29 protein-coding genes are annotated in these 25,920 nt (G+C 62.4%); 15 read left to right on the forward strand and 14 right to left on the reverse strand.

Annotated features, from left to right (window positions below):
• Positions 1-749, forward strand: a 749-nt coding sequence (locus tag Q2941_RS11425; RefSeq protein WP_458192547.1) for an alpha/beta fold hydrolase, incomplete at its 5' end; no start/stop codon positions are given.
• Here the strand turns inward: Q2941_RS11425 and Q2941_RS11430 are convergent.
• Entirely contained in the window at positions 743-1,657 is a 915-nt protein-coding gene (locus tag Q2941_RS11430; protein ID WP_035662487.1) for a septal ring lytic transglycosylase RlpA family protein, read from the reverse strand. The genes Q2941_RS11425 and Q2941_RS11430 overlap by 7 nt on opposite strands.
• Before the next feature lie 865 nt (positions 1,658-2,522).
• Between Q2941_RS11430 and Q2941_RS11435 the strand changes: the two genes are divergently transcribed.
• On the forward strand, positions 2,523-2,654 hold the full coding sequence (locus Q2941_RS11435) for a hypothetical protein (protein ID WP_256375276.1): 132 nt from the start codon (positions 2,523-2,525) through the stop codon (positions 2,652-2,654).
• A 27-nt stretch (positions 2,655-2,681) separates the two neighbouring features.
• Here the strand turns inward: Q2941_RS11435 and Q2941_RS11440 are convergent, their stop codons facing one another.
• Complete coding sequence (locus Q2941_RS11440; RefSeq protein ID WP_245288023.1) at positions 2,682-2,948, reverse strand: hypothetical protein; 267 nt, start codon at positions 2,946-2,948, stop codon at positions 2,682-2,684.
• Between the two features lie 158 nt (positions 2,949-3,106).
• On the opposite strand from Q2941_RS11440, the gene Q2941_RS11445 reads away from it, so the two are divergent.
• Positions 3,107-3,685, forward strand: coding sequence for a TIGR00645 family protein (locus Q2941_RS11445; RefSeq protein ID WP_027523293.1), 579 nt, complete (start codon positions 3,107-3,109; stop codon positions 3,683-3,685).
• 16 nt (positions 3,686-3,701) lie between these two features.
• Positions 3,702-4,172, forward strand: coding sequence for a GNAT family N-acetyltransferase (locus Q2941_RS11450; RefSeq protein ID WP_458192548.1), 471 nt, complete (start codon positions 3,702-3,704; stop codon positions 4,170-4,172).
• Between the two features lie 34 nt (positions 4,173-4,206).
• Here the strand turns inward: Q2941_RS11450 and Q2941_RS11455 are convergent, their stop codons facing one another.
• Positions 4,207-4,524 (reverse strand): DUF1476 domain-containing protein, encoded by a 318-nt coding sequence (locus tag Q2941_RS11455; RefSeq protein ID WP_027523295.1) that lies wholly within the window; start codon positions 4,522-4,524, stop codon positions 4,207-4,209.
• A 235-nt stretch (positions 4,525-4,759) separates the two neighbouring features.
• Here Q2941_RS11455 and Q2941_RS11460 point away from each other — a divergent pair, with 235 nt between their 5' ends.
• The 5 genes from Q2941_RS11460 (at position 4,760) to Q2941_RS11480 (ending at position 7,828) form a co-directional block, all read left to right on the forward strand.
• Complete coding sequence (locus Q2941_RS11460; RefSeq protein WP_027523296.1) at positions 4,760-4,984, forward strand: hypothetical protein; 225 nt, start codon at positions 4,760-4,762, stop codon at positions 4,982-4,984.
• 286 nt (positions 4,985-5,270) lie between these two features.
• Positions 5,271-5,549: a DUF3551 domain-containing protein gene (locus Q2941_RS11465; RefSeq protein ID WP_035662539.1), complete on the forward strand. Its 279-nt coding sequence runs from the start codon at positions 5,271-5,273 to the stop codon at positions 5,547-5,549.
• Positions 5,550-5,883: 334 nt separating this feature from the next.
• Positions 5,884-6,051 (forward strand): hypothetical protein, encoded by a 168-nt coding sequence (locus tag Q2941_RS11470; RefSeq protein ID WP_198031764.1) that lies wholly within the window; start codon positions 5,884-5,886, stop codon positions 6,049-6,051.
• Positions 6,052-7,054: 1,003 nt separating this feature from the next.
• The gene (locus Q2941_RS11475) at positions 7,055-7,291 is read left to right on the forward strand and encodes a hypothetical protein (protein ID WP_254112413.1); all 237 of its coding nucleotides are present in this window, start codon (positions 7,055-7,057) and stop codon (positions 7,289-7,291) included.
• Between the two features lie 345 nt (positions 7,292-7,636).
• On the forward strand, positions 7,637-7,828 hold the full coding sequence (locus Q2941_RS11480; RefSeq protein WP_027523300.1) for a hypothetical protein: 192 nt from the start codon (positions 7,637-7,639) through the stop codon (positions 7,826-7,828).
• 1,238 nt (positions 7,829-9,066) lie between these two features.
• On the opposite strand, the gene Q2941_RS11485 is transcribed toward Q2941_RS11480, so the two are convergent.
• Positions 9,067-9,360 carry a hypothetical protein gene (locus tag Q2941_RS11485; RefSeq protein WP_254112415.1) on the reverse strand — a complete coding sequence of 98 codons (294 nt, stop codon included), beginning with the start codon at positions 9,358-9,360 and terminating at the stop codon, positions 9,067-9,069.
• A 422-nt stretch (positions 9,361-9,782) separates the two neighbouring features.
• Between Q2941_RS11485 and Q2941_RS11490 the strand changes: the two genes are divergently transcribed.
• From Q2941_RS11490 to Q2941_RS11510, 5 genes are all read left to right on the forward strand, one after another.
• The gene (locus Q2941_RS11490; protein WP_051389763.1) at positions 9,783-10,067 is read left to right on the forward strand and encodes a DUF6894 family protein; all 285 of its coding nucleotides are present in this window, start codon (positions 9,783-9,785) and stop codon (positions 10,065-10,067) included.
• 407 nt (positions 10,068-10,474) lie between these two features.
• Positions 10,475-10,957 (forward strand): hypothetical protein, encoded by a 483-nt coding sequence (locus tag Q2941_RS11495; protein WP_458192549.1) that lies wholly within the window; start codon positions 10,475-10,477, stop codon positions 10,955-10,957.
• 962 nt (positions 10,958-11,919) lie between these two features.
• Positions 11,920-12,507 (forward strand): lysozyme family protein, encoded by a 588-nt coding sequence (locus Q2941_RS11500; RefSeq protein ID WP_051389764.1) that lies wholly within the window; start codon positions 11,920-11,922, stop codon positions 12,505-12,507.
• Between the two features lie 676 nt (positions 12,508-13,183).
• The gene (locus Q2941_RS11505; RefSeq protein ID WP_458192550.1) at positions 13,184-13,645 is read left to right on the forward strand and encodes a hypothetical protein; all 462 of its coding nucleotides are present in this window, start codon (positions 13,184-13,186) and stop codon (positions 13,643-13,645) included.
• 543 nt (positions 13,646-14,188) lie between these two features.
• Positions 14,189-14,311 carry a hypothetical protein gene (locus tag Q2941_RS11510; RefSeq protein ID WP_256375277.1) on the forward strand — a complete coding sequence of 41 codons (123 nt, stop codon included), beginning with the start codon at positions 14,189-14,191 and terminating at the stop codon, positions 14,309-14,311.
• 17 nt (positions 14,312-14,328) lie between these two features.
• Here Q2941_RS11510 and Q2941_RS11515 read toward each other — a convergent pair whose 3' ends face one another.
• The 10 genes from Q2941_RS11515 to Q2941_RS11560 form a co-directional block, all read right to left on the reverse strand.
• A complete protein-coding gene (locus Q2941_RS11515; RefSeq protein WP_458192551.1) occupies positions 14,329-15,321 on the reverse strand; it encodes a formate dehydrogenase subunit gamma in 993 nt (330 codons plus the stop codon).
• Between the two features lie 43 nt (positions 15,322-15,364).
• Positions 15,365-15,961 carry a formate dehydrogenase FDH3 subunit beta gene (fdh3B, locus tag Q2941_RS11520; protein WP_027523307.1) on the reverse strand — a complete coding sequence of 199 codons (597 nt, stop codon included), beginning with the start codon at positions 15,959-15,961 and terminating at the stop codon, positions 15,365-15,367.
• A 12-nt stretch (positions 15,962-15,973) separates the two neighbouring features.
• On the reverse strand, positions 15,974-18,916 hold the full coding sequence (locus tag Q2941_RS11525; RefSeq protein ID WP_458192552.1) for a formate dehydrogenase subunit alpha: 2,943 nt from the start codon (positions 18,914-18,916) through the stop codon (positions 15,974-15,976).
• Positions 18,917-18,918: 2 nt separating this feature from the next.
• The gene (locus Q2941_RS11530; RefSeq protein WP_027523309.1) at positions 18,919-19,137 is read right to left on the reverse strand and encodes a twin-arginine translocation signal domain-containing protein; all 219 of its coding nucleotides are present in this window, start codon (positions 19,135-19,137) and stop codon (positions 18,919-18,921) included.
• A 29-nt stretch (positions 19,138-19,166) separates the two neighbouring features.
• Entirely contained in the window at positions 19,167-19,946 is a 780-nt protein-coding gene (locus tag Q2941_RS11535; protein ID WP_458192553.1) for a molecular chaperone TorD family protein, read from the reverse strand.
• Between the two features lie 121 nt (positions 19,947-20,067).
• Positions 20,068-20,694: a DUF3306 domain-containing protein gene (locus tag Q2941_RS11540; RefSeq protein ID WP_458192601.1), complete on the reverse strand. Its 627-nt coding sequence runs from the start codon at positions 20,692-20,694 to the stop codon at positions 20,068-20,070.
• Positions 20,695-20,723: 29 nt separating this feature from the next.
• Entirely contained in the window at positions 20,724-21,239 is a 516-nt protein-coding gene (locus Q2941_RS11545) for a DUF3305 domain-containing protein (protein WP_027523312.1), read from the reverse strand.
• Entirely contained in the window at positions 21,236-22,243 is a 1,008-nt protein-coding gene (locus Q2941_RS11550; protein ID WP_458192554.1) for a DUF6352 family protein, read from the reverse strand. The genes Q2941_RS11545 and Q2941_RS11550 overlap by 4 nt, the downstream gene beginning before the upstream one ends.
• Positions 22,240-22,779, reverse strand: a complete 540-nt coding sequence (locus Q2941_RS11555; RefSeq protein WP_458192602.1) for a DUF6505 family protein — start codon at positions 22,777-22,779, stop codon at positions 22,240-22,242. The genes Q2941_RS11550 and Q2941_RS11555 overlap by 4 nt, the downstream gene beginning before the upstream one ends.
• A gap of 8 nt (positions 22,780-22,787) precedes the next feature.
• A complete protein-coding gene (locus Q2941_RS11560) occupies positions 22,788-23,543 on the reverse strand; it encodes a biotin/lipoate--protein ligase family protein (RefSeq protein ID WP_458192555.1) in 756 nt (251 codons plus the stop codon).
• A gap of 149 nt (positions 23,544-23,692) precedes the next feature.
• On the opposite strand from Q2941_RS11560, the gene Q2941_RS11565 reads away from it, so the two are divergent.
• Positions 23,693-25,663 carry a 4Fe-4S binding protein gene (locus tag Q2941_RS11565; protein ID WP_458192556.1) on the forward strand — a complete coding sequence of 657 codons (1,971 nt, stop codon included), beginning with the start codon at positions 23,693-23,695 and terminating at the stop codon, positions 25,661-25,663.
• The last annotated feature ends 257 nt before the right edge of the window (positions 25,664-25,920 follow it).

Genomic DNA, 25,920 nt, shown 5'->3' on the forward strand with positions numbered 1-25,920 from the left:
CCGCCTACTCCATCTTCGACACGGTCGGTGACGTCGTTGCCCTGGTGCAGGCGCTTGGCGAGACCAAGGCCATGGTCATCGGCCACGACTGGGGCGCGCCGGTGGCTTGGCACGCGGCGCTGTTCCGGCCGGACATATTCACGGCGGTGGCGGGCTTGAGCGTTCCGCCGCCGTTCCGCGGCCGCGGCAAGCCGCTCGACCTGTTGCGTGAGAACGGCATCACCAATTTCTACTGGCAGTACTTTCAGACGCCCGGCGTCGCGGAGGCGGAGCTCGAGCGCGATGTCGCCCACACCATGCGCATCGTGCTGGGTGGGCGCGGGCTTTCCGATCCGACGGCGGCGATGTTCGTTCAAGACGACAAGGGCTTTCTCGGCCACGCGAGCGGCTCGGAGCCGCTGCCGAGCTGGCTGACCGAGGCAGACCTCGCCTATTTCACCGAGACCTATCGCAAGTCCGGCTTCCGCGGCGGCCTCAACTGGTACCGCAACATCGATCGCAATTGGGAGCTGACGGCGCCCTGGCAGGACGCGCAGATCCATCAGCCTTCGCTGTTCATCGCGGGCTCCAAGGATGCGGTGATCACCGGGCTGATCGGCGCCAAGCGCGTCAATGAGCTCGAGCGCGTGCTGCCTAATCTGAGGCGCAAGCTGATCATCGAGGGCGCCGGCCACTGGGTGCAGCAGGAGCGGCCCGACGAGGTCAATACGGCCCTGGTGACGTTCCTGAAGGAAAGTGCGACTCAGTAGAGCCCGCGGCCGCTCAGGATATTGCGCGCCTCTGACGCGCCGTCGTCGGAGACATAGGCGGCCGATGGCGCCGTGTCCGACGTATCGCGGCCGTCCTGGTCATAGGACACCGCGCGCGCATTCTGGAGCGCCCGGCCGCGATTGCGGCTCGAAGCCGACATTTCCGAGGTCGCGTTGATCGAAGCGACGTCGGCCGAAGTATTGCCGAGGCTGTATGGCCGCCCTTCCGGAAGCGGAACCTCGCCTCGGATCGCGCCATGGCTGGAAGCCGACAGCTCCGGAACGAATGGCCTAGCCGAGGCGACGCGGACCATCGAGGGGGTCGGCGCCGGAATGCCGGTGCGCAAGGTGGCCATCAGCTGGCGGTCGTCGGACCCCTCAAGGGGCGCCCGGCCGACATATTCGACGCGCACCTTGGCGACACCATTGCCTTTGAATTCAAGTAGTTCAGCCGCCTTGTTCGAGACGTCGATGAGGCGGTTGCCGTGATATGGCCCACGGTCGTTGACCCGGACGATAAGCGATTTGCCGTTGGAAAGGTTGGTCACCCGCGCATAGCACGGCATCGGCAAGGTCGGGTGCGCCGCGGTGAGCGAGCCCATGTCGAAGATTTCGCCATTGGCGGTCAGGCGGCCGTGGAAGTCGTCGCCGTACCAGGAAGCCAGGCCCTCGGCGCGGTAGTTGGCGTCCTCCTCCGGCACATACGTCTTGCCGGCCACCACATAGGGCTTGCCGACGCGGTAGGTGCCGCCGCCCTTGGGCACGGGATCGCCCCAGGCCACCACGCGCGGGCTGGAGGACACGCCGTATTTCGGATCGACGTGGCTGGCGAATTTGCCCGATGAGGCACAGTTGGCAAGCGCGAGGCAGGTCGCGGCAGCCGCAACACCACGCGCGGCCCGCACCATCGAATCTGACCGTCGGATCCCCATTCGCCCCAATACCATCTCGCCGGACGCGTGCCCACAAGGAGGCCTTCTGCCGGTCTTTGCCCGAAGCGGCCCACCACCGGTTCGGAAGTGGTGACGATAACGCAACGCGATCACGGCGGAAATGGGGAGCGCGCGACTCTCGCGCCGAGATGGTAAACCAGAGGTTGGCGTTCTCTCCGTTGATCTACGGAGCATCGGCGCGCGAAGCGCCCTATTCCCGTCCCAGTCCTGGACAAACTGTTGCGCCAAATCCTCACTGCTTCCCGATTGCAACTGCGCACATTGGAATCCTTTTGACTGTGCAAGGCGGTACGCGTTTTGTCGCGTGTGCGAGGGGCGCAACGGAAGTTTGCGATGATTGAGACGGTTTCAGCACTGATGGGTCTGGTAAGCGCGGGGATTTTTCTGGCCCATGCGTTCGAAGGATACCGCACGAGGGCATAGTGCCTCGCGCGGAAGCATCACCTCTTTCAATTTGAGCGCGTTCGGAAACTTTTAATCAATCCGGTCGAGCATCGAGCAAGAGAGCGGCAGGTGTCCTATGCGCAATCATGATCTGGTGTCGGACGGCTTTCTGGCGTTGACGGCAGGCGGCTTGGTTCTGCTCTGCTCGAGTCTGATGGCCTTGGCGTTTGCCTGACTGTGCCTGAGGCCTGGCGTTCGCCTGAGGCGCGCCAACCTTTCCCCTTAATCATCTGCCGCGATGTTGCGGCGCAATACGCTGCCAGTCGGCACGTCCAGTATTTCCGGACTGTCTGCTTCCCTTTTAGTTGATTGAATTTCCGTCCCTCGCGCCTCGACTCAACTTTGATGAGGCCATCACCAACGAGGGTGACGAGACATGCTTGCCGAGAAATTCTTCCTGGTTCTGGAAACGCTGATCCGGACGAGCCGCACTTATCCGGACGGAAGTCCGCGTGTCGTCAGCAGTTCCCCGCACGTGCCGGTCAAGCTGCCGAGCGAGAGCAAATAGCCAGCGACCCACCCGGTCTGCGCGCGCTCAGCGCAAGCCCAGCACCGAGCGGCGATAACCGCTGCTCTTGGCTTCGTTGAGGCAGACGAAGCTGCCATCGAACCCCTGCCCGTAGAGCTTCTGGCCCTTGGCGTAGTAGCGCCCCTTCCTGAAATCCAGCCACACCACCTTGTCCGTCGGACAATAGCGCTGCGCCTGGTCCGCGTAGCGAAATGGCGTCAGCGGCAGCGCGGCCGCTTCGGTGATCACGGCTCCGCAGAGCACGATGGTCGCAACAGCCGCAATCGTCCGCACGATGTCTCCAATGATCTCAGCTGAAAATCAGCGCCGCCCGGAGGTCAGGATAGCATCATGCCGCAGGCCGCGCATGATCCCAACGTCGCGTCTTCGGCAGGCCATCATGTCGAGCTACATCTGGCCTCCGTGCAACTGAAGCGGGGAATTGCCTGAAAATGTCGAGCGAGCCTGAAACGACGAGCCAGCCCCGCCTTCCGGCCTCGCCACGCCTGCGCGCGCTGCCGATGGTCATCTTCGGCTCGCGCTGGCTGCAGCTGCCGCTCTATCTCGGGCTGATCGTCGCGCAATGCGTCTACATCGCGCTGTTCGTCAAGGAGCTCTGGCATCTGTCCTGGCACGCGCTCGACCTGACCGAGCAGCAGATCATGATGAGCGTGCTGGCGCTGATCGACGTGGTCATGATCTCGAACCTCCTGGTGATGGTGATCGTCGGCGGCTACGAGACCTTCGTCTCGCGGCTCGACCTCCAGGGCCATCCGGACGAGCCGGAGTGGCTCGGCCACGTCAATGCGAGCGTGCTGAAGATCAAGCTCGCGATGGCCATCATCGGCATCTCCTCGATCGCGCTGCTGCGCACCTTCATCGAGGCCGGCAATCTCGGCTCCGGCCGCGCCAGCTTTACCGAGCAGGGCGTGATGTGGCAGGTCCTGATCCACATCACCTTCGTGGCGTCGGCGATCGGGATTGCCTTCGTCGATCGCCTGAGCGACACGGCCGCGCGCAACCACGAATGACGCCGGATCCACCCGCGTGACGGACACCGATTTCTCATTCAGGGCCGCCCGCCGCGAAGACGCGGAAACTGTTTTCAATCTCACCAAGGCGTCGATCAGCGGCCTTTCCGGAGAATCCTATTCCCGCGACCAGCTCACGAACTGGATGGGCGACCGCACGGTGGCGTTCTACGGAGAGCTCATCGCCAGGGGACGAATGACCGTGGGCCTGCGCGATGGCAAGGTGATCGGCTTTGTCGATGCGGAGCCAGGCGAAGTCACCCGCTTGTTCATTCTGCCCGAAGCGGCGGGCACGGGACTTGGGCGCAGACTGCTGGAGATCGGGATAGCCGAGGCGAAGGTCGGCCACGAGGGGCCGATAAGGCTCGAGGCGACCATCAACGCCGAAGGCTTCTACCGCAAGCGCGGCTTCAGGAGCATCAAGCGGGGCTACTTCTCCCACGGACTCGGCGGCGAGCCGATCGAGATCGTCCACATGGAGCTGTGACCTTCGAAAGACATCTGCACGATCGGGACGCGCCCTATTCGGGGCCCTTCAGCTGCTGCACGGCCTGGTGCAGGAATTCCTGGAGCTTCTGCGCAACCTGCTCGGGCGTGATTCCCTTGCCGGCGAGGTCGCCGGAGACCTTTCCCAGGACATCATCGACCGTCCTGCTATCGAGATTGGCGGTCACGAGCTCCGTCGAGTAGCGGGTTGCGGCATCGCCGCTCAGCCCGAGCTGCTCGGCTGCCCACATGCCGAGCAGCTTGTTGGATCGGGCCGTGGCCCTGAACATGAGCTCCTCGTCGTGAACGAATTTGGCCTCAAAGCCCTGCTCGCGCTTGTCGAACGTGGTCATGGTCAGGCTCCCTCCCGTTACGATCGTCACCGTGCTCGCTTTGCCACCTGCTTCGAATTTCCCTGGTCGATTCGCCGGCCGAACGGTGGAACCACCGGCGCCGGTCGTCGGGGATCAGGTCATGAGCGGGATTATAGCACAGGCGCGGTGACCAGCCTGAGGCCAGCCCCGCCTGATTTACTACTCATTAAGGAGAATCGCGGTTGGCTTGTCCCCAACCACCGGGAGACAGCGCATGAACAGGGAGCTGCGGGAATTCCGCCGTTTGGAGCGTGTGTGTCTGGAGCAGGCGGAGCTCTCCACCCTCGACCTCGCGCGGATCGGCCTGTTGAAGGTCGCCGCGGATTGCCGCGTCGCAGCTGAAGCAATTGAAGCCAAATCGCCGGCACGTCCGACCGCCGGCTTCATCGCGGCGCTGAAGCAAACCCTCAGTCCCGTGCGCTCGTTCCGCCGGCACTGAACAAAACCCCCTCGCCTGAAGGTCAGCCCATGCAAAAACACCCCCGGCATGTGACTGCCGGGGGTGTGTTTTTTAAATAATGGATAGGTAAAGCAATGCGCGATCTGTAGCAGGCGATCGGCATTGCGGATGTGAAGCAGTTCACAAATGGCGAGAAAAAATGCGCCTGGGTGGACCGACGGGCCTTTCGGCCTAATCCTCAACACGCTTGATCGCGTTGAAGCGGCGCGTGCAACGATTCGAGGTCTTGCCCGCCGCCGAAGGCCCTACGACAGGAGATATGATCATGCGCACGACGCTAGCCATCTTGGCGCTGCTGGCCGCGGCAACGGCCGCTCACGCAGGCTCCGCCCTTCCCGCCTCCTACGACTACCCCTGGTGCGTCTTTGGCGAGGAGCTCGGCTGGTCCGGCGACTGCTCGTATGAAACGAGGGCGCAGTGCCTGGCGTCCGCCTCGGGGCGCTGGAACACCTATTGCGATCTGAATCCGCGCGCCCGGTTCAGGCAGCAGCAGACCGGACAGCCGCCGGGCGTGCCGCAGCCCCGGGGGTACCGCAGGCAGTGAAGCTTCCGCCCGGCGCACACCGATCAGATCATCTGCGTCGAAAAACAGCCGCGGGCCGGCACGGGACACGGCCGAACAAAAGTCTCGAAAACAACCCCATGCAAAGTAGCCGGGGCATCGCCGGCAAGGATTGCCTCAGCGACGCCCGCGATTGACACGTCGGGCAAATCACCAACATCGGGCCTGGCCGCACGCGTCACCAGCTTGTCCTGGCGCAATTCCTGGCGCGATCGTGAGGATCGCCTGGCCGATATTCCTCACGCTGCCGTCATAAATCCGCAATCTTGCGGCGATCTGCCCCTTCCACAACGCTGGGACAACACTGGGGTAAGTGATGAGCCAACGCACACAACCAGGAACGGCGCCACGTGATCGCATTTTGGAAGCGGCTCGAAGGGAACTCACTGAATTCGAGCGACGAGAGATCGAATTTCGCAAGAAGGATCGCGAAGAACGCGCCGCCGAGCTACGGCTCCCCTTGAAGGAAATCAAAGTCCACTGACCTTGAAGACTGAGTGCGAGGATCACCTCGCGGTTGGAAGCTGAAAGACGCTTGAATAGCTCAGGCGGCTTGTTGGCGCCGGCAGCGAATAGGGAAACGCGACAGCATGCACAATGTCTTCCTCGGCATCACCTTCGTTGGAGTCGTCGTGGTCGTCTTTACCGCTCTCGTCGCCCTTGAAAGGATGATCGGGTAGTTTCTGCCGCATTGTGGCAAAGGGGGCGTTGGCCGAAGGCTCCCCTCAGCGCGAGGCTTTCTCTCGCGCAGCATTCAGATCAGCCTTTATTCCTGCGACCGCCGCTCCATTGGCGGGCTCTCGATTTGGGGGCGGCTCGTTGAGGTCGCGGGCCCATGGCGCACCCGATGACGCGCCCGATCGGGCCGCCGGCCTCGCTTGGTCGGAATTCACGCAAGCAGAGACAAGTACACCAACAAGGGTCAGCGAACCTGCCCATCTCATCAGCCGGATGCGCATGCCCATTCAACCGGTTGCCCCAAGAATCGATCCTCGAATCGATTTCACAATCACTGATCTGGGAATTCTCAGGCTCCGCGACTGCGATCGTGATTTCGGGCGTCCGGCACGTCCGTCGCTCCGTTGCTACTTTTACGACGCCTTGTGGCCGCTCCAAGGTTGAGGGACACTGTTCTCATTTCAGGCAGTCATTTGGGGGCAGGTCATGCCCAAGATTCTGGAAGACCTATTGTGGTGCGCGGCCCTGGCGACGTGGCTCATGCTTCTCTGCGGCTTCGCCGTCGCGGCGTTGCGGCCTCTCGCCAAGACCATTCGCCGGCAACTCGAGATGAGGCTGAGGTCGAAAGAGAAGCGGAGCTGAGCAGCGACGCTTCGGCCAAACCCGCTGTCGTCGGTTCGCTGCGGGCGCAGTCAAGATGTGACGCGCATCAAGAACGTGGCAGGCCTGCGTTGCCGCCCTGCCCGCCCCCGGAACTATTTACAGATGCTGGACATTTCAGCTTACGGGCAGGCTCTTGGAGCTTTGGAATGGGTATGCTCGACCCTGGTCGCTTTCTGATCTCGTGTCCTCAATGCGAGGCCTGGCCGATGTCGGCCAGTCTCAAGCACGCAAGCTGGTCGAGCCGACCGCATGAGGTGAAGTTCGTCTGTCCGAAGTGCCGCCGTCAGGAAACCGCCATCATCTCGGCTTCCGGCGAGTTGACGCCGATCAAGCCGCCCGCCGCGCCGGCCCTGGCAGCGCAGCCGAAAGGCCGTGTCGTTTGATTGTGGTGTGAGTTACGACAAGCGAGACAGGCGCGATGATCGAGGCCACCTCGGGTACGGCCTAAAATGGTGTCGGGAGCGGGAGTTCTTGACGCCGTCACGAACGAATTAAAGCCTCTCGATTCACCTATGTGCTCGCCGGAACCAGGCCTCCAGGGAAAACTAGGAAATCCGGGGGCTGAGCTTTTTCATTTCATAATTTCTTTGAAGCCCGGGAAGGCCGCTGATCGTGACAGCGGCCTTGCTTCTGGAACGCACAGATGGAGTTAGGACGAGGCGGCAATTGGCGCCGCAGCTTCGCTCCGTTTCCAAATCGGGGGCTAACCTCGTTTGTTAGAGCGTTGAATGATGCCAGAAACCGCGCAGTTGCCAACATTCGATAATACGGTGCACGCATCCGCTGATAAGGCCCAAGAGAACCCGCAGGATCGTGTGTTCGGATTTTTGCTATTGACCACCTTGCTGACGACGACGGGCGTTTGGGTCTACTTTCTCGCACGCATCTTCTGGGCTGCTGCCGTATGGATCATGAGCTAATTTCGGCCCTGCGCCTTCTGATGACAGCCGCCGGCTAATCCGGTCCTACTCTTCCTGGTGCGGGAGTGGGATAGGCTTGTAATTCTGGCGACCCAGGAACGTGTCCTGACCGGCGGATTCTTCAAGGATCCTGAGCGACTTGGTCACGACCTTTCCGATATGCAGCCTATGATTGGCAATCTCGACTGCCAGGTTTTCGCAGCGATATATGACCCGGTCCTTTTTCATCGTCCGACCTCAGAATTAGGACACTGCCGAAAAACGGCCCCGGCACCACCTACAATGCCGGGGCCGTCAGAGTTTGCTTGACGGTATTGTGGGCCAAGCGGAGCGAGCCTAGATCGGTGCGGTATTTTGTTATGTCCAATTTTGTACTGAGGAACCGATTTGAAATTTGCCGACTTTTCCCGATTTGATTTGCGTTGACGGACCCCGGTCGCCTTTTCCAGCCGGGCAGACATTTGAGTTCCCGATCTGTTGTCGTACCGGGGCTTATTTCAACATGGAATTAGATCAGCGCTTTCGAACCGAGGCCGCTTGTGCCGATAACAAAAAATGGCCCCAGCGGTTGGCGGCAAAGTGAGGCCTGGGGTCGGCTCCGGTCTGTCCACCGAGGGGAACTCAAGTGACCGGAACACGGTCAAGACCACGCGAAATTGCCGCTCATTCCCGACTCGGGTAATCCAGCGATGGAGCGCGAGCTCTGATCGCCGGCCACGGCAAATGCCGCACGGTGTGCGCGATGGGACTACTCCTAAAGAAGTAACGTGGCACCTTCGGTTGGAGATGCCAGCACCCGGACGCCGTTGCGAGGGACGACATCGGAACACGTCCGCATTTACCGCAGGTTGCAAGAATCCCGGACGGCATGTATTTTTGTCGCGTTATCGAACCATGAATATTTATCAATTCGGATTTATAGCATGGTTGCTCAAACGACCTTTGTGGTTGGCACTCGCGTCAAGATAAGCCAGCTCGGTGCCCTTCAGTGCCCCGATCTGGCTAACAAGACCGGTACGGTCGTCGAAGTCAGTCTTCGTACCACCGGCATCACCGTACTGTTTGATGGCGGGGCAAGGCCAACTTGCCTCCACCAGGACTACTTGTCCCCTCTGGGGTAACAGGCATGCGCGGCCGTCGCCCATTGCGCGCTTCATGTGCGATCGCTGGCGGCTGGCCACGAAGCATTGTTGGTGCTCAGCCGCAATTTTGTGTTTTTCCCGCGGTCGTCCGCAGGGTCACAACGGCCGTGGCAACAACAGGATCAGCAGCAGCGCCAAGGTAAAATCCAAAGCGAGTGCGAAGCTGATGCGATCGGCCAACATGGAGACGATGTTTCTGAGCGACGTGATTGGCTGCTGCCCCAACCGACTGTCATCCCTGGCATGTGAAAGGTTTGGCCGCGGAGGCCCGAGATATGGCGCATATGCCAAATATTCGGCATATCGTCTGCGTGAGACGACTTCGCGGGTGCCGTAGCCTACGGCAAAACCCAATCCGACGGCCGCGAACAGAATTGCCAAACCGAGCATAGAATTACTACTCCCGCTGCCCTCACTTCGGTCGTCGTTAACCCGGTTTGGTCAAATTCGATCCTCAGCGGAGCCGGTTCCCCGCCAGCCTTTCCCCACGACCCGCAGGTAGCCTGCGGCCATTGCGAGCCTCCCAAAGATCGATAATTTGCGAGGTACTTCGGAAGCCGCCTTGATCGCGGCATGCCCCGCCCGGTCCGACGTCATCCTTTTACCCACGCTGACGGTCGGCCTGTGAAGATCAGCCTCGGCCAGATGTCCGCGATCAGCGTGGGCGGCGGGACCTTACCCATTAAGAGCATTGATCTCCCTCAAAAGAACCGCCGTCCGGGTTCCACAGCCGGTCTATTTATCGAGTCGCTGACGTTGGCGGACTGAGACCGCGCGCTCTCGCTGCCGTCTCTTGGAGGGGAGTCGTGCGGATGACCCGCTTCTTCTTCCACGCCCACGGTGGCATTTCCGTCTTCGATGACGTCGGGCTGGAGCTTCCGGACGTCGCCGCCGCGCAATTGGTAGCGATCGAAGTGTGCAGGAATATTCTCAACGAAGGACCGGAGGGACCGTTTTGGCAGGACCTCAACTGGCGCGTCGAGGTTACCGACGGGCCCGGGATCTGCGGGCAGACTTTCCTTGTCGTTCAGTTTTCAGTTACGCGCACAGCGATCACCCCTGATGCGGCGGCCGGCAGCAGTTTGGGATCAATGTGAGAATCGTAGCCGTCCGGCTAGTGAGCGCGAACTTTAGCTGTGCCGTGGCTCGAGGCACACGCGCGGTGAGCTATTCCTTCGAAACGCCAGAAAGTGACAGAGTCAGTCGCTCCGCAGCGATCGCACGTCAATCGCTCCTCGCCGAGCATGTAGCGTCCGCGATTCGTGGGAGTGGCATTTTTGCAAGATGGACAAACCAACAAGAAATTGCGCATGCGCCAGCGCATCACCAGACTATCCAACACCTTCGAACGCCCCTTCGTGAGTTCAGGTATCTCGCAGAGGTGGAGATTAGCGGACCTTTGCACGTCTGAATGTTCGATTGCGAACACAGGAACCGCGATTGCCATAGGCATAGTAGCCTCCTGTCCGGCAGGTGTTAGGCTGGGCACAACTGCGAGAGAGCCATGAGTGATGACGCGAAGGATGCCGGCCTTATGGCGCTGATCAGCGGCATTCTCGGCGGCAAGCGCGCGGAGCAACCAGCTTCCGAGCCGCATCGGCTCGCTGAGGCCTCCCCGTCAGCGCCGACGAGCGCGCCCGCAACCGCACCTCCGGCGCCCGAGATGCCGCCAACGCTCCAAGAAGAGCCTCTGGCCGCGTCCGCGCCGCCAAACAAGCCCATCGTTCCCACGCCCGCCGGCAACCATGATGAAAAACGCGCGCGGTTGCCGGCCGTGGCGATCGCCGACCTCGTCCTTGGGGAGCTTCGCAAAGTCGATGGCTTTCCGAAATCCGGGGTCTCGATCACCGTCTACGGATATCGGCCCTGGAACGCTATGATCAAGTTCGCACCGTTCTCGACCACTTCCGAGAACGCCGCACGCCTGCGACATGCTCTACCCGACATCGTCTTCAAGCTTCGGCAATACGTCGATCTCGAGGGATAACAGTGCCACCTTCTCTGATCGCACGGTCACCGCCTGCGGTGACCACCCGGTGACCGGGCAGAGCGACATCGCACGCCAGCCGGCCCTTGTACTCAACGCCACATCCGTTCCACGGCCATCTCGCCCATTCCTACGCAATTGCCAACGCTGGTCTTGCGTATCGCGATACGCTTGCCATGCCGCCCCGTGTTAACCCTGTCTCTGATCTTCTCCCCTACCTGTGTCGGCTGGTTCGTTTCTGCCGCTAAGCCGCCTCATTGGATCTTTGCAATCGTCTCGGATTTTCGGGAGCTCATTTCCGGCGGGCTTTGAGCGAGGCTTCCTCCTCGGACAGCGTGAAATCAGATGAGAGTGGCTCTCATCCTTGTTGGCCTCAGCACCCTCGCGGCGATGGAGTTCGAGACCCCGCCGCGCACGACAAAGCCTGTGAGCGAACCACCCGCTCAGGCGGCCGTTGGCTCGTCCGATACGCTGACGACGACGGACCGTCTCGTAATCCCGCACATGCTTGAAGCGCCACCGCAGCCGATCTCCTCGAGCGAAGTGATGCCTCCGCCGGATCAAATCTCAATTGTTGCGCAAGAGCCTTCGAAGATCGTCAGGCAACGGAGCGCACGCGGAAGAAAATCCGCGGTTGTGCCGCCCAGAGCTCGGCCCGAGCAGCGAATTTCCAAGGCAACTGTGAAACTCAATCGCGCCAGGCCGGTCGCGGAGGTCAAACCCTGTTCGTCAGGTGTCTTCGACAGCCTGCTCCAGGCATTGAACCTACCATCGCGATGCCAGACCTAGCCCCACGATTCCTCTGTAATGAGGCGGCCGACGGCAAGGCGCGATGCCTCGCGCATGCGGCAGAGCAAACACACCGCCCCGGCGAAATCCGCCCCCCTCGCCCAGACGAGCGCGGGTACGTTGTCACCACTCGGGGATGGCTGTCCGCGGAATCCATCACAGCTGCACTTGGCGTGGCGATTGGCCTGGCCTTCGTCGCAAGTTTCATCCTGTTCCGCGACGCGCATTTGAACCGGAAATTGATCGACAAGACGGCCGCAAAGGCATTGGTCGAGCGCATTATCGTCGCCGAGTCCAATGGTGACTCGAATGCCAGGAACAAGCGGTCGAGTGCTACCGGTGCTGCCCAGTTTCTCGATGACACGTGGCTCGAAGCAGTTCGAAGGCACCGGCGCGATCTGATCCAGGGGCGCAGCGACAAGGACGTGCTGGACCTGCGGCGAGATCCCGAGCTTGCGCGAGAGATCACCACGCGACTGGTCGAGGAATATGCCGCGATCCTCAACAAGCGCGGTCTGCCGATCACACCCGGTTCTCTCTATCTCGTTCATTTCGCGGGACCGGCGGGTGCCGTAGCGCTATTGTCCGCCGCGGAAAATGCCGATGCGGCTTCCCTTATGGCCGCCGCTGACGCGACGGGTCGGACCACACGCGACAAGCTGGTCAACGCCAATCCGTTCCTCAAGGCGCTGACGGTTGCCGACATCAAGGGGTGGGCAGATCGCAGGATGGCGGTAGGCACTTCGCCAGGACGCTTGTGAGAGCTAAAGAGGCCTCGCAACAGCAGCAAAGAAGATTTTCCACGCAATCGATATCGTCGCGCGCGGACCAGCCCGGTGAGAGACGTGCCTCGCCAACCCCAGGACGGACAATGTCCATCCGGCGGCGGTTTCAATGCGCGTATGGTAGCGACCGGACCAAAGCCTCATCGACAGCCAAAGGGCCGGCGGCCAGCGCCTCTAGTCCGTCTTGGCCTCATGCGCTCGGATCAGCGCGAGATTTTTCAGAACGCGCTCGGCCAATGACTCCTGTTCGGAATCGCGCTCGCGATGCGAACGTTGGCCTGTCTCATAGTTCGCGAGGTCCTTGCGGTCGTTATCTACCGCCCAACGAAGCCGACCGATGGATTTCATCGAATTTGCCCGCCAAAATGTGCCCAAATCGGCGGCCCAGCACACTGCCCCCGCCGAAACGTGTGCCGGGCCTAGCCAGTCTTCGCTGGTCGAACGCTGACCGGCTAGTGTCGATATTGGGGCAAAAATGTGATTTTGGAAATTGCTCGGCTGCAACACTCGATAGAATTCAGAAGCGCCGCGCCAGCAAGCTTGAGACCGCGCCGGCAAGCTGGGCCCATTCCATTGCAAGGAGCCCCTCGTCTTATTCTGGGCTGATTCCGACGCGACGCTTGGATCTGAGCAACGCTCGGGACCAACCGGCATGATCAGGGTTATTGCCGTTTGCACAGTATGCGTGGTTGGCGTGGTTTCCCCGCTCGGCCCCAGCCGCGCGCCAGCACCCGATACCGACGTTGGCATGGCGTCGGATTTTCCGGCGGTCAGCGGCAACAAAAGCGATCGACTTCCGATCCACGCCGAAGCAATCGCGCCCAAGGCCGCCGTTGAGGCGGATAAGCCGGCAGTACCGACACCCCAGATCGCTGTTGCTGCGCCGGCGGTCGAGCCCAAGACGGATCAAACGCAGCCCAGGTTCATTTCCCGTCACTGGCACGACCCGACTGCTTCGAAATACACGATCCAAAAACGCAGTGCCGCTGATGCGAAGAGGTCACAGACACCTTCGGTCGAAAAGCCAAAGCAAGCGACTGAAGTGAAAAACTGCAGCTCAGACGGATTGGCCCCTCTTCTGAGGCAGCTCAATCTGCAGCCGCCCTGCGACTGACGAGCTCCAGCGCAGGGCGCATCGCAGTACGATCAAGCGAAATCCAGCCTGCGTCGTTCTTTCGTTGTCAGTGCGATGCGCAGGATCGAAAAGATTGTCCGCGTCTGCATCCGGGCTGGCTGGAGGCGAGCGCATCGCGCTGTTGACGCGAGCGCACATCCTGACCACCACGTCGGTCCGCCGCCTCCGCGGGCCACCCGCCTGTGCGTCCGAAGTGGGTGGCCCGCTTCCGAGGGCTGGATTTGAGCAGGGAGGCTCACGCCAGCTTGCTCGCCTCGCGATTAGACGGCCAGTCCACCAGGCCCGCAATTGAGAAACAGGATTACCCCCGCTCAGTCGACAATCACTTCGACATAAAATCATCGAAGCCAAAGAAATGGACCGACAGCGAGCGACGTTTTGTCCGTACAACACGCCTGGTTCGGCGCCACCTTGCCATAATGGAATGGGCACCTCGGATTCGATCCGGAGCCCGGCCGGTCGTTTGTTCGTGACCGGACATCCTATATGATGATCGGTGAGCCAGCTTGTTGGAGGATCGCGATGAGGGCTTTCATCCTTGCCTGTGTTGCGACGATCGTAATCGCTGCGATTGGAGTTGCCGTGCTCGACAGCGTACAGCAACCCGTCGCAGAAGCCTTTGCGACGACGGGCGTGCGTCTGTAGGCAATGCGCCGCCAGCCCTATTCGGCTGCGGATGCAGCACGATGCGTTTGCGGCTGTGCCGACTGCTGCTCGAGCCACAGGCTGTGGTGCTCGCGCGCCCAATTGATATCCACCTCGCCCGATCCCATCGCCTCGAAGGCCCCTTCCATCCCGATCGTGCCGATGTAAATGTGAGCGATCATCGCGGCGATAAACAGCACGGCCACGACGGAGTGAACGATCTGGGCAATCTGCATGCCCTCGATTCCCGTCAGGTAGAAGGGAAACATGAGCTGATACCCGGTCACGGCGACGAGGCCACCGCCGATCACAACGATCCAGTAGATCCCCTTTTGGCCGGCGTTGAAGCGACGTGCCGGCGGATGATCGTGTCCGAACAGCCCGCCTCCGCGCTTGATCCACTCCAGATCCACCTTGTTCGGGATATTGCCGCCGATCCACATCAGAAAGATCAGCACGACGCCGATCGTGAAGGGGAAGCTCAAATAATTGTGAGCAAATTTCGCCCATAGCGACCATTCCGAGAAAGCGTCAAATCCAATCAGCGGAAGCAGCAGCGGCCGCCCGAACGTGATGTTCAGTCCCGAGATCGCCAGGATGACGAAGCAGGTCGCGGTCATCCAGTGCACGAAACGCTCAAATGTGTTGAATCGCACGATGGTACGGCCCGATCGTCCGCTTTCGAGGCGAACCATGCCGCGCGTCAAATAGTAGATCACGAGAACGGCCAACATGCCGAGGATGGCAACGCCGCCGATCCAGCGCAGCGCGACGTTGCGGAATTCACGCCACTCGCGGCCAGCCGGTTGCATCAGCACGCTGGAGCGCTGGTCGGGAATGCTGACGCGCCCCTGGATCCGGTCCATCTCCTGGAGCAACTGGCGTTCGTTGACCGAACTCGCCGTCGGATTGACCTGCTGCGCCGCCGACGGCGCCGGAACTGCCATGATCAACAGAAGCAACGCCCACGCGCCGATGGCTGGACGAATGAACCTTGCAAATGAGGACATGAGCTCCTCCTCGGCATTTGTACCGCGTCGCCCGCGGCCTGCATCAGGACTCGATCGTCTCGCGATAGGCAGTCTTCCAGCCCCACGCGCCTGAGCCGTAACCGCGCTTCAGCACCCGCTCCTTATAGATCTGGGCGATGATCTCGCCGTCGCCGGCGAGCAGCGATTTGGTCGAGCACATCTCGGCGCACAGCGGCAGCTTGCCTTCGGCGAGACGGTTCGCACCGTATTTCTCGTATTCCTCCTTGCTGCCATCAGCCTCGGGGCCGCCGGCGCAATAGGTGCATTTGTCCATCTTGCCGCGCGAGCCGAAATTGCCGATCTTCGGATATTGCGGCGCGCCAAACGGACAGGCGTAGAAGCAGTAGCCGCAGCCGATGCAGAGATCCTTGGAGTGCAGAACCACGCCGTCGGCGGTGGTGTAGAAACAGTTCACCGGACACACTGCCGCACAAGGCGCATCCGTGCAGTGCATACAGGCCATCGAGACCGACCGTTCGCCCGGCTTGCCGTCGGCGATGGTAACGACCCGACGCCGGTTGATGCCCCACGGCACCTCGTGCTCGTTCTTGCAGGCCGTCACGCAGGCGTTGCACTCGATGCAACGGTCGGCGTCGCAGAGAAATTTCATACGTGCCATCGTCGTTGCTCCCTAAGCCGCCGCGATTTGGCAGAGTGTGACCTTGGGCTCCTGCATGCCCGTCGCGGGGTCGTATCCGTAGGTGGTAATCGTGTTGGCGCTTTCGCCGAGCACGATCGGGTCGGTGCCCTTCGGGTAGTTGCCGCGGAGATCCTTGCCTGCGAGCCAGCCGCCGAAGTGGAAGGGCATCCAGGCAACACCCTTGCCGACCCGCTCGGTGACGAGCGCCTTCATCCTTGCCCTGGAATTGTTCTCGGCGCCTGTGACCCAGACCCAGCCGCCGTCCTTGATGCCGCGATCGGCGGCATCGCCAGGATTGATCTCGATGAACATGTCCTGCTGCAATTCGGCCAGCCAGGGGTTGGTGCGGGTCTCCTCACCGCCGCCCTCATATTCGACCAGACGGCCTGACGACAGGATGAGCGGGAACTGTTTTGCGATTCCCTTCTCCACCGCCGCCTTCTGCACGGAGAACCCGATATTGGGCATGCGAAACTGCTTGGCGTCGGGCAGCGTCGGATATTTGGCGACGAGGTCGACGCGCGGCGTGTAGATCGGCTCGCGGTGAACAGGAATCGGATCGGGCAGACCGAAGGCATTCATGCGCGCCTTGCCGTTGCCATAGGGAACACAGCCATGTGCCAGCGCAACGCGCTGGATGCCGCCCGACAGATCGAGCGCCCAGGACACCGTGTCCGGATTGGCCGGATTGATCTTGTTGATCACGGCCATTTCCGCTTCGGTGAGGTCTGTGTCCCAGCCGAGCTTCTTCAGGCTCGCCAGGGTGAATTCCGGATATCCGTCCTGGATACCTGATCCCAGCGAGTACGAGCCGTCCGCGAGCAGGCTGACTTTCCGCGTCGTGCCGTCCGGCAGTTTCTCCTCGCGCTCGATGCCGAAACGCGGCCGGAACGTGCCGCCGCCGTCCATCACGTGCAGATTGGTATTGTAGAGCAGCGGCGTACCGGGATGCTTGACCTCCGGTGACCCCCAGCACGGCCAGGGCAGGCCGTAATAGTCGCCGCCGACCTCGGGGTCGTCCTTGGGCGCCCGCATGGTCAGCATGTCGAACTTCGCCTGGTTCTTCATGTGCGCCTTGAGGCGCTCCGGCGATTGCCCGCAATAGCCGGTCGACCAGCTGCCGCGGTTCATCTCGCGCAGTACATCCTCTGCTTCAGGAAGATTGTTCTCGACCTTGATTTTCTTGAACATCTGGTCGGCGAAGCCGAGCTTCTTCGCCATCCGGTAGATGACCTCGAGATCATCCTTCGATTCGAAGATCGGCTTCACGATCTGCTCGCCCCATTGCAGCGAGCGGTTGGAGGCGACGCGCGACCCCTTGCACTCGAATTGCGTGGCAACAGGCAGAATGTAGATGCCATCCCTGCGTCCCGCTTCGACTGCGAGCGAGGCCCAGGTCGTCGGATGCGGATCGGCGATGACGAGCAGCTCGAGCGCCTTCAGGCCATTGAGGGATTCAGGAATACGCGTGATGCTGTTGGAGGCGTGTCCCTGCACGAACACCGCCTTCACGTTGTCCTTCTGCGCGACCTGATCCTTCGGCAGCGTTACCGCCTCGAACCAGCGGGTCAGCGGGATACCGGGGGTTTCCATGATCTGTTTGGAGTCGAAACGCGACTTCAGGAAGTCGTAGTCGACTTCCCAAACCCGCGACCAATGCTTCCAGGCGCCCTCGGCGAGGCCGTAGTAGAACGGTAGCGTGACGATATCGAGCCCGACATCGGTTGCGCCCTGCACGTTGTCATGGCCACGGAAGATGTTGGCGCCGGCGCCGGCCTTGCCGACATTGCCGGTCATCAAGAGCGCGATGCAACTCGCCCGTACGTTCGCGGTGCCGACGGTCTTCTGGGTCTGGCCCATGGCCCAGATCAGCGTCGCCGGCTTCTCGGTGGCGAACATCTTGGCGACGCGCTTGAGCTGCTCGCCGGGAATACCGGTGACACGCTCGACCTCATCCGGAGGCCACTTCTCAACTTCCTTCTTGAGGTCGTCGAAACCGTAGACGCGCTGCCGGATGAATTCCTTCTCCTCCCAGCCGTTCTGGAGGATATGCCACATCATGCCGTAGAGCACGGGGATGTCAGTGCCTGGCCGCATCCGAACATATTCCGTCGCATGTGCGGCCGTGCGCGTCAGGCGCGGGTCGATGACGACAAAGTTGGCCTTTTGCAGCTCCTTGCCTTCGAGAAGATGTTGCAAGGAGACCGGATGCGCCTCGGCCGGATTGCCGCCCAAGATGACCTGTGTCTTCGCATTGCGGATATCATTGTAGCTGTTGGTCATCGCGCCGTAACCCCAGGTGTTGGCGACGCCGGTGACGGTCGTTGAATGGCAGATGCGGGCCTGGTGATCGGTGTTGTTGGTGCCCCAGAACGCACCTAACTTGCGGAACAGGTAGGCGCCCTCGTTGGTCATCTTGGCCGAGCCAAGCCAATAGACGGAATCGGGACCCGACTTCTCGCGTACAGTTTGAAGCTTGTCCCCGATCTCGTTGATCGCGGTATCCCAGGACACGCGGGTCCACTGCCCGTCGACCAGCTTCATCGGATAGCGTAGCCGCCGCTCGCTATGCACGAGTTCGCGCACGGAAGCGCCCTTGGCGCAGTGCGAGCCGCGATTGATCGGGGAATCCCAGCTCGGCTCCTGGCCGATCCACACCCCATTCAAGACCTCCGCCGTGACCGTGCACCCGACCGAGCAATGCGTGCAGATGCTCTTGCGAACGGTTGCGCCTGTTGTGAGCGGACCAGCCATCGCCGCTTCCGCCTTGCGCACGCTGCCGACCGGCATGGTCCCGAGCGCGGCGAGCGCGCCGCCGGCAAGACCGGATTTGCGCAGGAAACTGCGGCGGTCGAGACCGCCGGCCTGACCTGCAAGGGACTCCGCGACGGAGCCGTGACGCTGGGAATGCTGGTGTGTTCGCTTGATCAGCACGGTCAGCCTCCCTTAGCCGGATAACGATTGACGCGGTAAAAGGCCTTGACGTGATCCGATTCCTTGTAGCGCGCCTTGCGCTTCTCATCGTTGGTCTCACTGTCGGCCTCGGCGGACCCGACCAGCGGTGTCGCGAGCGTCGCGCCGGCACCGACCGTGCCGATGCCGACCTTGCGCAGGAAGTCGCGGCGACCGGCTGTGGTTTTCCTGTCTCCACTCATCGCATCTCTCCTGGACCAGCGCGTGCTGGTCAGTTGGCGAACGTGAACGCTTCCGTCTCGATCTCAATAAAGGCGCGACCGAGCGCGCCGACCGCACGATAGAAGGTGGCGTTCTCAGCGCTCTCGATGTCGGCGAACAGCCGCTCCATCCAGGGCGCGATGTGTTTCTCGAAGAAGGCGCGCTGCACGTCGGACGATGCGGCAAAGCGTCTTGAAGCAAAGCCGGCCATGATCTCGCACAGGATCGAGGCGTGGTCTTCCGGCTCCGAATTGCCCGCGACGCGCGCGATCCCGAGCGCTGCGAGATCGGAGCGCAGGCGTGAGAGCGGCCGCTCGTTGAGAAAGCCGGTCAGGTAGTAGGAGGCATATGGCAAAAGTTCGCCGCGGCCGAGACCGACGAACAGGTCGAAATATTCGCGTTCGACCTTCGCTGCGACAGCACCGGCAGCGGCTTCTGCCAGCGCAGCATGCGCCCGCCCGAGCGGCGTAGCGTCGCCGGTCAATGCCGCCAATTGATCAAGCAGCTTTTTTGACGGCGCTGCCGATAGAAGCGAAGCCAGCAGCAGATATTCCTGCGCACGCGCCGCGTCGACGGGATCAATCGGGTCTTCGGACACAGGCGGCTCGCTGTAAAGATCGGGCCGCAATTCGTTGCGCGATACGCCGGTTGCAGCTTCGACAGCCATCACCCGTTGTGCGGGCACCTTGTTCCAGTTTGAAACGGAGGGCTGGCTAATGCCGATTTTGCGCGCAAGCTGGGCAACGCCGCCGGCGGCGTCAATTGCGCGATCGAGGCCATCATCACGCACGTGGACCTCCATCCAAGTCCCAGGTGCTTGATTTCGCTTTTGTTGCAAAGCGCTGGGCGAATTGTAGTTCCAATGCCGCGGAGGCTCCATAGCCTGAGGCTATTTTCTTTTGTTGGAGCCACTAGCGCGGCAGCGCGCCGCCATGCGTGCGGCGCCGAATGGGCTCGCGTTCGCTCTCAGTGCTATCAGCCACCGCCGGTTGCGTTGCAGCAGGAACGGAGGCGATTTGGGTCGCTTCGGATTCCGTGGCGATGACCTCGACCCTTGAAGTTGCGGCCTGGCGCAATTCTCGCGAAGAATCCGTGGCTTCAACCGAAGTCTCAAGCTGAGCCTCGGCCGACTTGCAAAAGCCTCCGACGATCCGGTCAACCAGCGCAGCCAGCTCTCCCTCAGAACAATCCAGCGGGCCAAAACCCGGCATCGCTGAGGGATCGTTGAAGTCCCAGGCGTTCTCCGCGAGCCCGACGAAGTCGCGAATGGCAGGATCGGCGCTCCAGGCGCGACGAAGCGCCGCACGGGTCAGCTCCTGCGGAATCCCTTTGCGCAGGAATGCCTTGATGTCTGTCGCGGACGTGATCGAGTCGATCGAAGGCAGGCTCGACAGATCGACTTCCGCCTCGTCGTCCTTGACCACGGGCTTTGGTGCAGAATGCACGTCGTCGTGCATTGCCGCGGCAGGCGGCGTGGCGTTCGCCTTTGCCTCCTGCTTGCGACGGGACCAGCGCGCCAGGAATTTATCCTCACCCAGCTTGTCCTCACTCACTCGACTTGCCTCGCTCATTCCTGGCCGCCTTCATGCCGGCGGCTGGCCAGCGCCTCCGGATCCGCCTGACGCCGCTTGCGCTTGAAGAACTCACGTTCGACGTGGTGCTCGGCAACAAAACTTTCAATCGCCACGCGCAGCACCTCCGGCATCGGCACCGCCTCGACGAGGTTGGCACCGGCCTCGGTGAACGCCTCGCCCTCCGCAGGATCGGCGGTGGCGGCCGCCACCGAATAGGGCCAGGCGCCTAACGCGGGCGACAGCACTGTCCAGATGCTCGGAGTGCCCGAGGCGAGATTGTCGCGATAGCGCGCAGTCTCGGACGGATAGAGATCGACCGTCGCGCTGCCCGCATAGAACAGGGTTTTGCCGTCCTCTTCGCGGAGCATTGTCCAGGGCTTCGTCTCGGGCGCATCCGACAGCACGGCGACGCAGCGCCAGACGAAGTCGGCCCATGGCGAGTCCGCCTTGCGCCGTTCCACCACAATGCCGACGGGAAGGCGCAGGAGTGGCAGCGTAGCGGGGCTCACGTCACCATCTCCAGGCGTCTGATCGGCAGCCCCGTGAGCAGATTTTGCGGCTTCATCCGAAGCTTCTGGTCCGGCGTCATCGCCAGGATGAGATAGACCGGCTCGCCCTGCACATCCTCTGTGACCGCGCTGCTGTCCGCAAACGTCAGGCGAAACAGTGCGAGCACGCGTCCGGCGCTGGGTTCGTCGAGCTGCTCGCCATGCCAGAGACGGTCGCCGAGACCCGTGGCGTCAGTGTCGAGCCCGACATACCAGCTGAGCTGTGCATCCTGCAGCTCGCGCAACGGCTCGATGGCGACGTCGACCGCCAGCAGATGGGAAATCCAGCGCGCCATCGCCTGCGCCAACGCATGCGGGCCGCGGCCACCCGAGGTGAGATCGAACGCCATGTCGAAATGGTCGCTGCGCTGCCAATACGCGTCGGCATTCTCCTCGTTCAGCACGTCAAGCTGGGCGTCGGTTGCAGCCCCCAGCATCGACATCAGCGAGAGCACTGGTGTCGGACTCTGCCCACCGACCACCTCTTCGTCGCCGAGCAGCAAGGCCTGCTCATGCGGCAGGACGCGCTGCTGGCGGAAGAACAGTTCGGCGGCACGCGGTATGAACGGATCATCGCAGCCGTCCAGCGCGTTGCGCAGGATCACGTGCACGAGCTGATTGACAAACAGCGGCGGCAGATCGCTCGTCCGCGATCGGATGGTTGCAAGGTAGGCAGCCTCGAGCGTCGGATGCCGCAGCAGGAGATCGCGAAAGGCGAGCACGAACCGCCAGTTTTCGCGTGCGTCCTGATCGGCGATCGCAGCGATCTCGTCATTGCCTACCGGCTGGCGCGGACCAGCGAGCAGCTCGCGGTGCAGCCTTCTTTCGACCGGGCATGCATCGTCCGGCGGCATCAGCTCGGGACGGGCGAAATAGGCCTTGAGGAATTCATCCGTGACGCAGAGCCCGCCGCTCGCGTCGCGATCGAGCAGATGGTGGCCGCACGCGATCCAGAAATCCTTCATCGGCGCCGCGGCTCCTGGCCCAGATCGGCAAGGTGGAGATCGCTGCCTGGCTCGAGGTCGTCCTCCACCTCCATGAATGAGAATGCCTTGCCATGCCCCTGCCCTTCGCGCAGTTGCAGCCTGCGGAAGGCCTCGCGGACCTCGCCATCGCTCACCGAGCGGTGGACGGCGATGAGCGAGCTGATCGGATAGGCGCAGAGCGATTGCGCGAACGCGACTTCCTCCTCCGCAGCAGCTTTCGCAGTTGCAATGTCCGGCGCCCCGAAGCGTTCGACGAGTTGCCCGGCAAGCAGTTCGATCAACGCCCGGCAATCGTCCTGCGTCGCCGGGACGATCTGCACCAACGTCGACCATCCCCAGGATTGCACGCCGAGGAAGCCGCTGCGGAAGGCCGCGCGCGCCTTGCCGGCGAGCTTCGCCGGATCCTGGTCGAAGAAGCGGAAGGCGCCGGAGACGGCCCATTCGCCTGCTTCGGCCGCAACATCGAACACGAAGGTGTCGGAGGGATCGAGCGCGATGGTGCGCAAGAGTTTCACGGCCTTTGTCACGGCCTTGGCCCTCCGAGTTTCGGATCGAGCCAGGATGGCGCGGCGAGCGCGCTGACGAGTTCCCTCCGTTCAATCGTGTCAGTGCCGATGCGGCGTGTGAGGAGATCGCCGCGATCATCAGTCCGCAGGACGGTAGGCCGCTCGCGGCGCACTCGGCTGAGGTAGTCGCGCACGACACTGTCAAAGCCATCGACCTGCCAGCCGTCGATCGCCCGCATCAAGTGCCGCGCGAAGCTTTCCGTCACCTGCACGGCGCCCGCCTCGCCAAACCCCTCCTCGTCGAGCGCAGACGCCAGCGGGCGAACACCAACCCCCGGGTCGGTCATGGCGACCGTCCGGATCATGGCGCCAAACACGAGCCAGGCCGGCGGCTCGTCCTCGCGCGCGGACGACGGCCATCCCAACCGCCCACCACCGACCAAGCCGCCGTCAATCCGGATCGCGTCCGGCCAGTCGATCGCAATCGTCTTGTTCGGCGGTGCATAGGCGCGAAGCGCGTCCGTGAGCGCGACCATGCCGGCGTAGAAGGCGCGTCGCGCGGTGCTCAAGGGTTCGCCTGGCTCGAGCACCACGGCGAATTCGGCGAGATCGAACCGTCCGACATAGACCAGCGTGCCAGCGCCGCTCTTGGGTGCAATGCGGCAAGCGTGGGCAAAGGCGTCTCCGCTCTCGCGCAACCGGACGAGGGCGAATGGCGGCGGCAGATGAATCGGTTCCGCCAGGGAAACGTGGGTGGTAGGGGTCGACGGCAAGGCCGTCCTCCACTTTCCTTTTCTTCCCGATAGTGGAAATCTATACGAGGCAAGGGATCGGCGCGAGTCCGCTCCCTTGCCGCACTGACGGAGGGATTCACCTGGAGCAGCCAGCGAAGACCGTCCTCATCTGCTCGTGCGAAGACACGATGCGCCTCGACACGGCTGCGATCCGGCGTGGCTGCCCCAGCTGTGAGATCAGAAGCTTTCGTCATCTCTGCGGCACGGAGCTCGATCATTTTCGCAACGCCGCAACGGCCGAGGGTTCGCTGACGGTTGCCTGTACGCAGCAGGCGGCGCAGTTCACCGATGAGGCCGGCGAACGCCCTGACGGGATCACTTTCGTCAACATCCGCGAGACGGCGGGCTGGTCGCGCGACGGTGCGAACGCAGGTGCGAAGATGGCCGCGCTGCTTGCGGCGGCTGCGATTCCGAGACCGGACTATCCGCTCGTCTCGCTGTCGAGCGACGGCATCATCCTGATCTACGGACGCGACGAGGCCGCAATCGAGGCCGGACGGCTGCTCGCGGACCATCTCGATGTCACGGTCATGCTCAAGCGGCCAACAGATATCGCCCCGCCTGCGGCGACGGACTTCCCGATCGTGAAGGGAACAATCCGCAACGCCAGGGGACATTTTGGCGCCTTCGAGCTCACGATCGACGACTACGCGCGGCCCCGACCGTCTTCGCGCGACCGCTTCGTGTTCGAAGCCGCGCGCAACGGGGCGACTTCGCGCTGCAATCTCGTGCTCGACCTCTCCGGCGAGATGCCGCTGTTTCCCGCGCACGATCTGCGCGACGGCTACCTGCGCGCTGATCCCAAGGACCCCGCCGCTGTGCTGCGCGCGGTACTTGCTGCGCGCGATCTCATCGGCAGTTTTGACAAACCCAGATATGTCGACTTCACGCCTGCCCTTTGCGCGCATTCGCGCTCGAAGCTGATCGGTTGCCATCGCTGCCTCGATCTGTGCCCGACCGGCGCGATCACGCCCGCCGGCGATCATGTCGCTGTCAACGCGGAAGTCTGCGCAGGCTGCGGGCAATGCGCTGCAGCCTGTCCGACGGGAGCTGCGTCCTACGCGCTGCCGCCCGCGGACACCCAGTTGCAGATCATGCGTGCCATGCTGCTCGCCTATCACGAGGCCGGCGGCGCGCAGCCGGTGCTGCTGCTGCATGACAGCCCACACGGCACGCCGCTGATCGACGCGCTCGCCCGTCACGGCGACGGGCTGCCGGCCAACGTGCTTCCCCTCGCCGTCAACGAGCTGACGCAGGTCGGGCTGGAAGCGGTCATCGGCGCGTTCGCCTACGGCGCGTCTGCCGTGCGCTTTCTGCTGCGCGCAAAACCGCGGCACGAGGTGACAGGGCTGTTGCAGACGATCGCCATGGCCGAGGCGATTCTGGCCGGGCTCGGATTCGACGGGCAGCGCGCGGCCACCATCGAAACCGACGATCCTGACGTGCTCGGTGCGCAATTGAGCGCGATCGACATGCTTCCGGCGGTCGGGACGCCCGCAACCTTCAAGACTGTCGGAAAGCGGCGCGATCTCCTGCGATTTGGCCTCAGCGAATTGCACCGCCTGGCACCAAAGCCGATCGATGTGATCGCTTTGCCGCAAGGCGCACCGATTGGCGCGATCAGCGTCAATACGGATGGTTGCACGCTGTGCCTGTCCTGTGTTTCGGCCTGCCCGACCGGCGCGCTTCGCGACGATCCCGAGCGTCCTGTGCTCAAGTTCGTCGAAGACGCCTGCGTGCAATGCGGCCTGTGCCAGAGCACCTGCCCTGAAAAGGTCATCACGCTCAAGCCGCAGATCGATTTCCGCGCGGCGCGCGCGTCTGCGGTCGTGATCAAGGAAGAAGAGCCCGCGCTGTGCGTTCGCTGCGGCACCCCGTTCGGCGTGAAGAGCACGATCGAGCGGATCGCGGCAAAGCTCGAGGGCCGGCATTGGATGTATCCCGCCGGCGACAAGAGGCTCGAGGCCTTGCGGATGTGCGCCGATTGTCGCGTCATTGTTATGAGCGAACAGCAATTCGATCCATTCCGGGGCGTTCCGGAACGCGCGCCGCCTCGGACGACGGATGACTATCTGCGCCAGCGCGAAAGCAAGGACTAGCCGCGTGCCTCGCTTCATGATGGTTCTGTTGACGTGCCTCATCGCCACGGTCCTTGCCGCTGGCGCGGCTGAGGCCGCCGCCTCACCAAGGCAGAAAAGGTAGCGCTCAAGCAGGCGGTCGTCCGCCTGCAGGGCGAAGGCGAAGGGCAAGAAGATCAAGTGGCTGTCACGCCGCAAGTACGTCAACCGGTTGTCGTGGCGGCTCTGAAGGAACATCCAAGCATCGACGTCGCTCGCATGCTGAGGGAGCGCCCGGA

This window comes from Bradyrhizobium sp. UFLA05-153 (genome assembly GCF_054185185.1).